This window comes from Nocardioides sp. (genome assembly GCF_036401255.1).
Lineage (GTDB): Bacteria > Actinomycetota > Actinomycetes > Propionibacteriales > Nocardioidaceae > Nocardioides.
In genome coordinates, this window is sequence record NZ_DASWVI010000050.1 from 1 (window position 1) to 10547 (window position 10547).

Genomic DNA, 10547 nt, shown 5'->3' on the forward strand with positions numbered 1-10547 from the left:
TGGGTGTCGACGACGTGGTCGACGACGTCGGCGGCGCTCCAGCCCTCGCACGGGCTGGGCGCGGACCAGTCGGTCGTGGCGGTGACGAGGGCGGTGAATCGGTCGGCTGCGTCGAGGAAGAAGCTCATGGCGCCCAGCATCTGGGGCCCGATGTCGGCGGTGCTTGAAAGAATCCGACACATGACGGGCAGCGGCGACATCCGGCGCATCGACCCGACCGAACGCGCCCACCTGCTCGACCCGACCGGGTTCACCCCGCCGATCCACCGGTTCGCGCCGAGCCCGGCCCTCGCGCCGTTGGTGCGGCGCTACTGGATGCCGGTCTGGTCGCTGCCGCCCGGACGGGTCTCGGTGCAGCGGGTGCTGCAGTACCCGGTCTGCCTGATCGTCGTCTCCGACTCCTACGCCACGCTGATCGGCCCGAGCAGCGGGCTGTCGACGACCGAGCTCAGCGGGTCGGGGTGGGCGCTGGGCACGATGCTCCAGCCGGCGGCCGGCCTCGCGCTCGTCGGCGGGCCCGTCCACCGGCTCACCGACCGGGCGGTCCCGCTCGCCGACGACGACCTCGTGCGCCGCATCCGCGACGCGGTGGCGGGCGAGCCCGACGACCCCGAACGCCAGCGGGCGGCGGTGGCGATCGTCGAGGACCGGCTCGCCCGGCTGCTCCCGGTCGACGAGGAGGGCCTGCTCGTCAACGCGATCGTCGAGCACGTCGAGACCGACCCGGACGTGCAGCGCGTCGGCCAGGTGTGCGACGAGTTCGCGCTCGCCGAGCGCACCCTGCAGCGGCTGACCGCCCGCCGGATCGGCCTGTCCCCGAAGTGGCTCATCCAGCGGCGCCGGCTGCACGAGGCCGCCGAACGGCTGCGCGCGGCGGACCGCCCCGACCTGGCGCGGGTGGCCGTCGAGCTGGGGTACGCCGACCAGGCCCACTTCGGCCGCGACTTCCGCGCGGTCACCGGCCTGACCCCCGGGGAGTTCGCGGCCGAGCCACGCTGACCGGGCCCCTCCACGGAGACTGTTGGCGCAACCAACGACCCGCTATCGTTGGCAACACCAACGATTCGAGAGCGAGACCGCCATGCCCCTGCCCCTCGGGCCCCAGCTCATCGGCCAGACCGAGAAGGCCCTCAACGCCGTCCTCGGCGAGATCCTCGACGGACGCCTCACCGAACCGGAGTGGGTCACCCTCCGGCTCGCCCACCTGCTCGAGGAGCAGGTGCACCAGCACGACGACCTGGTCGCGGCGGTCGCCGACCGGGCTCGGTTCGCCGACGCCGCGCGCCTGGTCGAGGGCCTCACCGACGCCGGCCTGCTCCACGACGGACGACCCACCGCGCGCGGGCGGGCCCTGGTCGCCGAGCTGCAGGCGACGGTGACCGCCCGGACCGACTGGATCTGGCGGGACCTGCCGGCCGAGGACGTCGCCGCGACCGAGCGGGTGCTCGCGGCCGTCCACGAGCGCGCCCGCTCCGCCCTGGCCTAGCGGGTTCCTCACCCGCTGTTGACCGGCGCGACATGTCCGCGTCCGGTCCGCGTCGGCCGGTGCCGGGAGCGTGCCAGGCATGGTCCTCCTCGGGAGACGCACCACGCTGATGGCCGGAGTCGCGATCGGCGGGACGCCGGGCCTGGTCGCCTACGGGCTGCGCCGCGGAGCACCAGCCCTGCTCCGCGACCGCGTCGAGCACAGCCACGGCGCCCGGTCCGGGGAGGTCACGACCGACTCCGCGGTCCTGTGGGCCCGGGCCACCGCCGACGGCCGCCTCGACGCGCGGATCTCCAGCAACGGTCGCGTCCTGCGCGAGATCGAGGGCGTCTGGGCCGACGAGCGTGCCGACCACACCGCCCGGATCGTGCTCGACGGGCTCGCGCCCGGGCGCCGGTACGACGCCGACCTGTGGTTCACCGGCCCCGACGGCGCGACCGGTGCGGTCGAGCGGGTCAGCTTCAGCACCGCGCCGGTCCACGCCGCCGCCCAGTCGCTCGTGTGGTCGGGCGACACCTGCGGCCAGGGCTTCGGGATCAACCCCGAGCTGGGCGGGCTGACGACGTACCGCGCGATGCTCGGCACCCGCCCCGACCTGTTCCTGCACTGCGGCGACACGATCTACGCCGACATCGAGATCCTCCCGACGGTCGCGGAGCCGACCGGGGAGACGTGGCGCAACCTGGTCGCCGAGGGCGTCGACAAGGTCGCCGAGACGCTCGAGGAGTTCCGCGGCCGGCACCGCTACCCGCTGCTCGACGACCACGTCCGCGCGTTCCACGCCGAGGTCCCCACGGTCGCGCAGTGGGACGACCACGAGACCTGCAACAACTGGTACCCCGGCGAGGTCATCGACGACGAGCGGTACGCCGAGCGCCGGGCCGACGTGCTCGCGCTGCGCGGTCGCCGCGCGTGGCAGGAGTACCAGCCGGTGCCGGTGCGCACGCTCGTCGAGAGCGCCGGCGACGGGTTCGCCCGGCGGCGGATCTATCGGCGGGTGCCCCGCGGGCAGCACCTCGACGTGTTCTGCCTGGACATGCGCTCCCACCGCGGGCCCAACCCCACGTCGGCGGACCCGGGCCAGCCCGGGCTCCTCGGGCCGGACCAGGAGCGCTGGCTGGTCGAGCAGGTCACGCGCTCGCGGGCGACCTGGAAGGTGATCTCCGCCGACCTGCCGCTCTCGGCGCCGTCCAACCACGCCGACGACCTCGACGGCGCCGCCAACGGCGACAGTGGTCCACCCACCGGCCGCGAGCCCGAGCTGGCCCGGATCCTCGCGGCGTTCCAGCGGGCGGGGGTGCGCAACGTCGTGTGGCTCACCGCCGACGTCCACTACACCGCGGCCCACCACTACAGCCCCGAGCGCGCGGCGGTCACCGACTTCGACCCGTTCTGGGAGTTCGTCTCCGGCCCGGTCGCCGCCGGGACGTTCGCGACCAAGGACGCCCAGCTCGACGGCACGTTCGGCCCCCGAGTCGTGTTCTCGAAGGGCAACGAGACCGCCGCCTGGACCCAGTCGCCACGCGCCGGCAACCAGTTCTTCGGCCACCTCGCGATCGCCGCCGACGGCCTGCTCACCGTGACCCTGCACGACGGCTCAGGAGCGGCCCTGTGGGCCACCGACCTCGAGCCGGTCAGCTGAGCTCGACGACCAGGTCCGCGCGCTCGCGGCAGGCCTCGACGAGCCGGGCGTTGGGCTCGTCGACGCTCGCGACCCAGGCCCGCGCCTCCTCCGGGGTCTTGCCGAACCGGACGTGCCGCTCGACCAGCCGCTCGATCCGAACCGCGTCGTCGAGCACCACGTGCCACACGACGTCGAGCTGCGCGCGCACCGCCCGCCAGCGGGGCTCGTCGAGCAGCAGGTAGTTGCCCTCGGTGACGACCGTGCCCGTCGCGGGCACGGGGATCGCCCCCGCCAGCGGCTGTTCGAGGTCGCGCTCGAACATCGGCGCCACGACGTCGGCCTCACCGGCGCGGACCCGCCGCAGCAGCGCGGCGTACCCCTCCGCGTCGAAGGTCTCCGGCGCGCCCTTGCGCTCGCGCAGGCCGCGGCGGACCAGCTCGACGTCGGCGTAGTGGAAGCCGTCCATCGGGACGACGGCGACCCCGTCGCGCTCGCGCAGCGCGGCCGCGAGCGTGGACTTGCCGGCGCCAGGGGCGCCGGTGATCCCGAGCAGGCGCGTGCCGGACGGGACCGGGGGAATCACGGGTCCAGGTTAAGCGTTGGGCTCAGCAGATGAACGAAACGTACGCTGTTCCCCATATGACGAACGCATCCGACTTCAACCTCGATGACGAGCTCGAGGCCACCGAGGGCTGGGACGACGCCGAGGACTTCGAGTCCGGGTACGCCGAGTCCGACCTCGACGCCCCCGACCCCGAGGAGCTGACGACCGGCGCCCTCGACCTGGCCGAGCGCCACCAGCTGCGCCGGGTCGCGAGCCTGCGCACCGAGCTCGAGGACATCACCGAGGTCGAGTACCGACAGCTGCGCCTCGAGCGGGTCGTGCTCGTCGGCGTCTGGACCGAGGGCTCGGTGGAGGACGCCGAGAACTCCATGGCCGAGCTCGCGCTGCTCGCCGAGACCGCCGGCTCGGAGGTCCTCGACGCGATCTACCAGCGCCGTCAGTCGCCCGACCCGGCCACCTACATCGGCCGCGGCAAGGTCGACGGGCTGCGCGAGATCGTCCAGGCCACCGGCGCCGACACCGTCATCTGCGACGGCGAGCTCGCGCCCAGCCAGCTGCGCAACCTCGAGGACCGGCTCAAGGTCAAGGTCGTCGACCGGACCGCGCTGATCCTCGACATCTTCGCCCAGCACGCGAAGTCCAAGGAGGGCCAGGCGCAGGTCGAGCTGGCGCAGCTGAGCTACATGAAGCAGCGCCTGCGTGGCTGGGGTGGCAACCTCTCCCGCCAGGCCGGTGGCCGGGTCGCCGCCGGTGCGGGCATCGGCGGTCGCGGTCCCGGTGAGACCAAGATCGAGACCGACCGGCGCCGGATCAACACCAAGATCGCCAAGCTGCGCCGCGAGCTGCGCGAGATGAAGGGCACCCGCGACACCAAGCGCCAGGAGCGGCGTCGCCACCACATCCCCAGCGTCTCGATCGCCGGCTACACCAACGCCGGCAAGTCCTCGCTGCTCAACCGGCTCACCGACGCCGGCGTGCTCGTGGAGGACGCGCTGTTCGCGACGCTCGACCCGACGACGCGGCGTACGACGACCGCCGACGGCCGGATCTACACGATGAGCGACACCGTCGGCTTCGTGCGGCACCTGCCCCACCAGCTGGTCGAGGCGTTCCGCTCGACGCTGGAGGAGGTCGCCGACGCCGACTTGATCCTGCACGTGGTGGACGGCTCACATCCCGACCCGGAGGGTCAGCTGGCCGCCGTCCGCGAGGTGTTCGCCGAGATCGGTGCCTCGCAGGTGCCCGAGCTCGTGGTGATCAACAAGGCCGACGCCGCCGACCCGATGGTGCTCGCGCGGCTGCGTCAGCGCGAACCGCACTCCGTGGTGGTCTCCGCGAGGACCGGCGAAGGCATCGCCGAGGCGCTGCGGGTGATCGAGGGCGAGCTGCCCCGCCCCGGCGTGGAGTTCCAGGCGCTGGTGCCCTACGAGCGCGGCGACCTGATCAACCGGCTGCACCAGCATGGCGAGATCGACTCGATGGAGCACACCGGCGAGGGCACGGTCGTCGTCGGCCGGGCCAACGCCGACCTGGCCGGGGAGCTCGCGGCGTACGCGATCAGCTGAGCAGGCTCAGCATCGAGGCTCAGCCGGCCGCGGGCGTCCACTCCGGGCGGGGACCGGTGATCTCGTCGAACACGAGATCCAGGTCCCGCTCGACGGAGGCGCAGATGGGAGTGTCTTCCATGGAGCGTCCGTTCCCCGTCGGCCGCAGACTCATGCACCCGGCCCCAGGCCGGCCAGCTGCTTGAGGTCCAGGAGGACCTCCTCGAGCCGGCCGACGAGGGAGAGGTGGCCCTCGTCCTCGAACAGGTGGGCGCGGGCGTGCGGGATGTGCGTGGCCAGCCAGGTGCCGTGCGCGTAGGGGACCATCGCGTCCTGCCGGCCCTGCCAGATCGCGACCGGCACCCGGATGTCCGCCACGTCGAACCCCCACGGGGACGTGGCGGCGAGCCCGTCGTCGCGGACGCCGACCACCCCCTGGGCGCCGGCGCGCTGGAACGTGCGGCTCAGCCAGTCCGCGAAGTCGCCCTGCAGCATCGCCCGGTCGACCGGTGGCGCCAGCCCGCCCAGCGCCTCGGCCAGCTGCGCGGGCGAGGCCTCGAGGATCGGCAGGAACTCCCCGACCAGGAACGCCTCGTAGGTCTCCCGGCCGGCCTCGGCGGCGTGGTACTCCGCGTGGTTCTCCTCCGCCATCCCGGCGAACCAGTCCAGGTCGGGCGCGTCGTACGGCGCCACGCCGGCCAGCGAGGCGGCCGCCCGGCACCGGTCGGGCAGCAACGCGGCGCACGCCAGCGCCCGGGGCCCGCCGCCGGACCAGCCGACGGTGACGAACTCGTCGATGCCCAGCGCGTCGAGCACGGCCACCGACTCGGTCACGTCGTCGGCGTACCTTCCCGGCGCGGGACGCGGTGTCGACGCCCCGTAGCCCGGGCGCGAGTAGGTCACCAGGCGCAGCCCCAGCGAGCGCGCCGCCTCCTCCATCGGGGGGTGGTCGGCGACCGCCGACGGGGAGCCGCCGTGGTAGAGCAGACCGACGCCGCCCGGGTCGCCTCCCGTCAGCACCTCGATGGCTCGACCGTCCGGACCGCCGACCTCCACGACCTCGCTCACCCGGCCAGCCTGCCAGGAGTTCTTGCGGTTTCGTCACGGGTTCGCAACATCGCCGGTGCGGACCCGGTCTGGACCGCATCATTGCTCCCGTGGTCCTCCGGGGGGTCGCGAGCACGGGCTCGCTCAGATCGGTACGCCGCCGCACGGTCGTCGTCGGCGGGCTGTTCGTGTTCCTCCTGGTCTCCGCGCTGATCCTCAACGTCGCCGAGCGTGCGGGCGCGGACACCAACCGGTGTCACCGGTTCGCGGCCGACTCCGCGGCACGCGCGGCCGAGGTCACCGGCACCGGCGAGCGGGTCGTGGTGATCGGCGACTCCTGGTCGGCCGGCCTGGGGCTGGACCGGATCTCCGCGTCCTGGCCCTCGCGACTGCCCGGAGCCGTGCACGTCGCCGGGTTCTCCGGGTCCGGGTTCGCCGAGCACGCCAGCCCCTGCGTCGACGTGTCGTTCGCCGACCGGGCGCCGGCCGCCGTACGCGGTGGGGCCGACCTCGTCGTCGTCGAGGGCGGGCTCAACGACTACGACCGCCCCGATCGCGAGATCCGCAACGGCTTCGCCCGGCTGATGGCGGCCCTGGAGGGCTACCGGGTCGTCGTGGTCGGACCGGCGAGCGCGCCGCTGCGCGCCGCCGCCGTACCCCACGTCGACGAGCAGCTGGCCTCGCTCGCGGCCTGGTACGGCGTCCCCTACATCCGCACGTCCGGGTTGACCCTGGACTACCTCCACGACCGGCTGCACCTCACCCCCGCCGGCCACGACGCCTTCGGCGACTACGTCGCCGACCGGATCGCCCAGATGCCCCCCGCCTGATCCCCCCTTCTGCTGTAACGCCGTGTTACCCCACCTCCCGACCGTGGTGCAGCACGGTGGAAGGAAGGGGTAACACGGCGTTACAGCGAGTTGGGCCCCGGCCCCGGGCGATCCGGCGAACGGCGGCGCCCGGTTGGTGCGGCGTGGGATCATCCCTGCGTGCGTCATTCCCTGGCCGGCCGCGCGGAGACCCCGACCCAGGCCCGGCTGCTGGCCGAGCTGCGCGACGAGGGCCCGCTGTCCAAGGCGCAGCTGGCCGACCGGCTCCAGGTCTCGCGGACCACGATCGCCGCGGAGGTGGGCCGGCTGACCGAGCTCGGCCTGGCCCAGGAGGCCGGGCCGGCGGCGTCGCGCGGCGGTCGACGCTCGACGATGGTCGACCTCGGGGCGGAGATCCGGTTCGTCGGCATCGCCATCGGCGCCACCGGCATGTCGGTGGGCGTGACCGACGGGCGGCTCTCGGTGCTGGCGACGCGATCCCACCCGTGTGACATCCGGCAGGGCCCGGAGGTCGTGCTGGCGGTGGCGCTCGACCTGGTCCGCGAGCTGCTCGCCGAGGTCGGCGTGACGCGGCTGGCCGGTGCCGGCGTCGGCGTGCCCGGGCCGGTGGACTTCCACCGCGGGGTCCCGGTCTCGCCGCCGATCATGCCGGGCTGGGACGGCTACCCGGTCCGTGACGCGGTCTCCCGCGAGCTGGGCTGTCCGGTGGTGCTCGACAACGACGTGAACGTGCTCGCGCTGGGGGAGCAGCACGCGGGGGTGGCCAAGGGCGCGAGCGACTTCCTGTTCGTGAAGATCGGCACCGGGATCGGTTGCGGCATCGTGATCGGCGGCGATCTCTACCGCGGCGTCGACGGCTGCGCCGGCGACATCGGGCACATCCGGGTCGACGACTTCGGCCCGACCTGCGCGTGCGGCAACACCGGCTGTCTCGAGGCGTTCTCGGGCGGCGCCGCCCTGGCCCGCGACGCCACCGCGGCAGCACGCGCCGGGCGGTCGCCCGTGCTCGCGGCGCTGCTGGAGGAGAAGGGCGAGCTCACCGCCGCCGACGTGGGCGTGGCCGTCTCCCGCGGCGACGCCCAGGCCGTCCAGCTGATCCGCGACAGCGGGCGCCACATCGGCCAGGTGCTGGCCAGCCTGGTGTCGTTCTTCAACCCCGGGCTCATCGTCATCGGCGGCCGGGTCACCGGGCTCGGGCACGGCCTGCTGGCGGAGATCCGCGGCGTGACCTACCGCCGCTCGCTCTCGCTCGCCACCGGCAGCCTGCCGATCGTGCTCAGCGAGCTGGGCGACGAGGGCGGCGTCATCGGCGCGGCGCGGCTGATCAGCGACTCCGTCTACGCCTCCTGACCGGGTCCGCGCCGACGCCCCTCGGGCGCCGGTTTCGACGCAAGCAACCGCATGCTGGGCTAGACCTCTGCGACTTTGTCAGGTCGGTTTCGAAAGTAATGACGTGATCTGAGGAACTTTCGCTCAGAAGTGCTTGCTAACGCCGCAGCGCCGGCCCTACTTTGAGTCTCGATCCAACAAACGCGTGACCCTGGTCACGCCGCGCGAGACCCGAGGGGAGGCCGGTCGATGCCCGACACCGCGTCTCGCACCGAGCGCCTCGGTCAGGTGCTGCGCCGGCTGCGCGACCAGGGCCCCCGCTCCCGGGCCCGGCTGGCCGAGGAGCTCGACCTGTCGCGTTCGGCCGTGTCGGGTCTGGTCGGCGAGCTCGAGGAGCTCGGCCTGGTGCGCTCCGGCGGCGTCGAGCGCGGCGGCCTGGGCCGGCCCGGCACCACCGTCGAGCTGGACGGGCGCGGCGTGTGCGGCCTGGGCGCCGAGATCAGCGTCAACCACGTCGCCACGGTCGCGGTCGACCTGCGCGGCCGGGTGCTCGCCGAGCACCGCGAGTCCCTCGACGCCTCCAGCCTGAGTGTCAGCGAGGTGCTCGACCACCTGGTCGCACTGGTCGCCCGGACCGAGCACGAGGTGCACACCGCGGGTGCCCAGGTCGTCGGCCTCGGCGTCGGCGTGGCCGGCCTGGTCGACCGCACCCGCGACGTGCTCGCGTTCGGGCCCAACCTCGGCTGGCGCGACGTCCCGCTCGGCGCGGAGCTCCGCGCCCGCCTCGGCGCGGCGTACCCCGTCCACGTCGACAACGAGGGCAACCTCGCTGCCATCGCGGAGGCGCTGCCGGCCGACCCCGCCCGCCAGGACCTGCTGGTGCTGTTCGGCGAGGTCGGGCTCGGCGGCGGGATCGTCGCTGACGGCCGCGTGCTGCGCGGCCGGCAGGGGTACGCCGGGGAGATCGGCCACATGATCGTCGACCCGGGCGGTCGCCGCTGCGGCTGCGGGCGGATCGGCTGCTGGGAGACCGTCTGCGGGCTGCGGGCCCTGCTGGGCGCGGCCGCCGACCCCGACGACCCGGTCCGCGACCCGGGCCTCTCGCTGGACGACCGGCTGGCCGAGATCGACCGGCGGGCCCGGCTCGGCGACACCCGGACCGTGGCGGCGCTCGACCTGGTCGGCGGCTGGCTCGGCACCGGGGCCGCGATCCTCACCAACGCGCTCAACCCGGGTGCGATCGTGCTCAGCGGCTACTTCGCCCACCTGGGCCGGCACCTGCGCCCCGCGATGGAGCAGCAGCTCGGCGCCGGCGTCGTCGCCCCCCACGGGGGCGGCACCCGCGTCGTGGTCTCCACGCTCGGCTTCGCCGCCGCCGTCCACGGCGGAGCGGCGGTCGTGCTCGAGGCCGTCTTCACCGATCCGACGATCGTCACGCGGCCGCCGGCCGCCGTCTCCGGAGGAGCTCGATGACCATCCCGACGACCGGCGCGCCCGGCGCCCAGCCGCTGCTCCAGATGACCGGCATCGTCAAGGAGTTCCCCGGAGTCCGGGCCCTCGACGGCGTCGACCTCGACGTCCGCGCCGGTGAGGTGCACTGCCTGATCGGCCAGAACGGCGCGGGCAAGTCGACGCTGATCAAGGTGCTGTCCGGGTTCCACCACCCCGACGCCGGCACGATCACCTGGGACGGCGAGGAGGCCTCGTTCTCCACGCCCGCCAAGGCCATCGACCACGGCGTCGCGACGATCTACCAGGAGCTCGACCTGGTGCCCCACCTCGACGTCGCCGAGAACGTGTTCCTCGGCCACGAGGTGTCCCGGGCGGGCTTCACCCAGCGACACCGCGCCTACACGCGCGTGCGCGAGCTCCTCGCCCGGCTCGGTCACTCCGAGATCGCGCCGACCCGGATCGTCGGCGAGCTCTCGCCGGCCAAGCAGCAGATCGTCAGCATGGCGCGGGCGCTCTCGCGCAACACCCGCCTGCTGATCCTCGACGAGCCGTCGGCCGTCTTGGACCAGGAGGAGGTCAACAACCTCTTCCGGGTGATCCGGGACCTCGCCGCCGAGAACGTCGCGGTCGTCTACATCTCCCACCGGCTGGAGGAGATCCGCGAGATCGG

At 73.8% G+C, this 10547-nt stretch carries 11 protein-coding genes; 8 read left to right on the forward strand and 3 right to left on the reverse strand.

Features of this window, described 5'->3' with window-relative positions; all coding sequences use genetic code 11:
• Positions 1-209, reverse strand: a 209-nt coding sequence (locus VGD85_RS23145) for a maleylpyruvate isomerase N-terminal domain-containing protein (protein ID WP_414690747.1), incomplete at its 3' end; no start/stop codon positions are given.
• On the opposite strand from VGD85_RS23145, the gene VGD85_RS02395 reads away from it, so the two are divergent.
• The 3 genes from VGD85_RS02395 to VGD85_RS02405 all read left to right on the forward strand — a co-directional run bounded on the left by VGD85_RS02395 (position 181) and on the right by VGD85_RS02405 (position 3128).
• Positions 181-999, forward strand: a complete 819-nt coding sequence (locus VGD85_RS02395; RefSeq protein WP_331061849.1) for a helix-turn-helix domain-containing protein — start codon at positions 181-183, stop codon at positions 997-999. The genes VGD85_RS23145 and VGD85_RS02395 overlap by 29 nt on opposite strands.
• Before the next feature lie 82 nt (positions 1000-1081).
• Positions 1082-1486 (forward strand): MarR family transcriptional regulator, encoded by a 405-nt coding sequence (locus tag VGD85_RS02400; protein ID WP_331061850.1) that lies wholly within the window; start codon positions 1082-1084, stop codon positions 1484-1486.
• A 79-nt stretch (positions 1487-1565) separates the two neighbouring features.
• A complete protein-coding gene (locus tag VGD85_RS02405) occupies positions 1566-3128 on the forward strand; it encodes an alkaline phosphatase D family protein (RefSeq protein ID WP_331061851.1) in 1563 nt (520 codons plus the stop codon).
• Here the strand turns inward: VGD85_RS02405 and VGD85_RS02410 are convergent.
• Entirely contained in the window at positions 3121-3693 is a 573-nt protein-coding gene (locus VGD85_RS02410) for a nucleoside/nucleotide kinase family protein (protein ID WP_331061852.1), read from the reverse strand. The genes VGD85_RS02405 and VGD85_RS02410 overlap by 8 nt on opposite strands.
• A gap of 56 nt (positions 3694-3749) precedes the next feature.
• Between VGD85_RS02410 and hflX the strand changes: the two genes are divergently transcribed.
• Positions 3750-5240: a GTPase HflX gene (hflX, locus tag VGD85_RS02415; protein WP_331061853.1), complete on the forward strand. Its 1491-nt coding sequence runs from the start codon at positions 3750-3752 to the stop codon at positions 5238-5240.
• Positions 5241-5390: 150 nt separating this feature from the next.
• Here the strand turns inward: hflX and VGD85_RS02420 are convergent, their stop codons facing one another.
• Positions 5391-6287, reverse strand: coding sequence for an alpha/beta fold hydrolase (locus VGD85_RS02420; protein ID WP_331061854.1), 897 nt, complete (start codon positions 6285-6287; stop codon positions 5391-5393).
• 89 nt (positions 6288-6376) lie between these two features.
• On the opposite strand from VGD85_RS02420, the gene VGD85_RS02425 reads away from it, so the two are divergent.
• From VGD85_RS02425 to VGD85_RS02440, 4 genes are all read left to right on the forward strand, one after another.
• Positions 6377-7096, forward strand: a complete 720-nt coding sequence (locus VGD85_RS02425; RefSeq protein WP_331061855.1) for an SGNH/GDSL hydrolase family protein — start codon at positions 6377-6379, stop codon at positions 7094-7096.
• A gap of 159 nt (positions 7097-7255) precedes the next feature.
• The gene (locus tag VGD85_RS02430; RefSeq protein WP_331061856.1) at positions 7256-8446 is read left to right on the forward strand and encodes an ROK family transcriptional regulator; all 1191 of its coding nucleotides are present in this window, start codon (positions 7256-7258) and stop codon (positions 8444-8446) included.
• 228 nt (positions 8447-8674) lie between these two features.
• Positions 8675-9898, forward strand: coding sequence for an ROK family transcriptional regulator (locus tag VGD85_RS02435; protein WP_331061857.1), 1224 nt, complete (start codon positions 8675-8677; stop codon positions 9896-9898).
• A partial coding sequence (locus VGD85_RS02440) for an ATP-binding cassette domain-containing protein (protein WP_331061858.1) occupies positions 9895-10547 on the forward strand: 653 nt, incomplete at its 3' end. The genes VGD85_RS02435 and VGD85_RS02440, both read left to right, overlap by 4 nt.

Excerpts from the sequence above, each read along its gene's own strand:
- VGD85_RS02395 (WP_331061849.1), top strand. The coding sequence starts at position 181 with ATGACGGGCAGCGGCGACATCCGGCGCATCGACCCGACCGAACGCGCC.
- VGD85_RS02400 (WP_331061850.1), top strand. The coding sequence starts at position 1,082 with ATGCCCCTGCCCCTCGGGCCCCAGCTCATCGGCCAGACCGAGAAGGCC.
- VGD85_RS02405 (WP_331061851.1), top strand. The coding sequence starts at position 1,566 with ATGGTCCTCCTCGGGAGACGCACCACGCTGATGGCCGGAGTCGCGATC.
- hflX (WP_331061853.1), top strand. The coding sequence starts at position 3,750 with ATGACGAACGCATCCGACTTCAACCTCGATGACGAGCTCGAGGCCACC.
- VGD85_RS02435 (WP_331061857.1), top strand. The coding sequence starts at position 8,675 with ATGCCCGACACCGCGTCTCGCACCGAGCGCCTCGGTCAGGTGCTGCGC.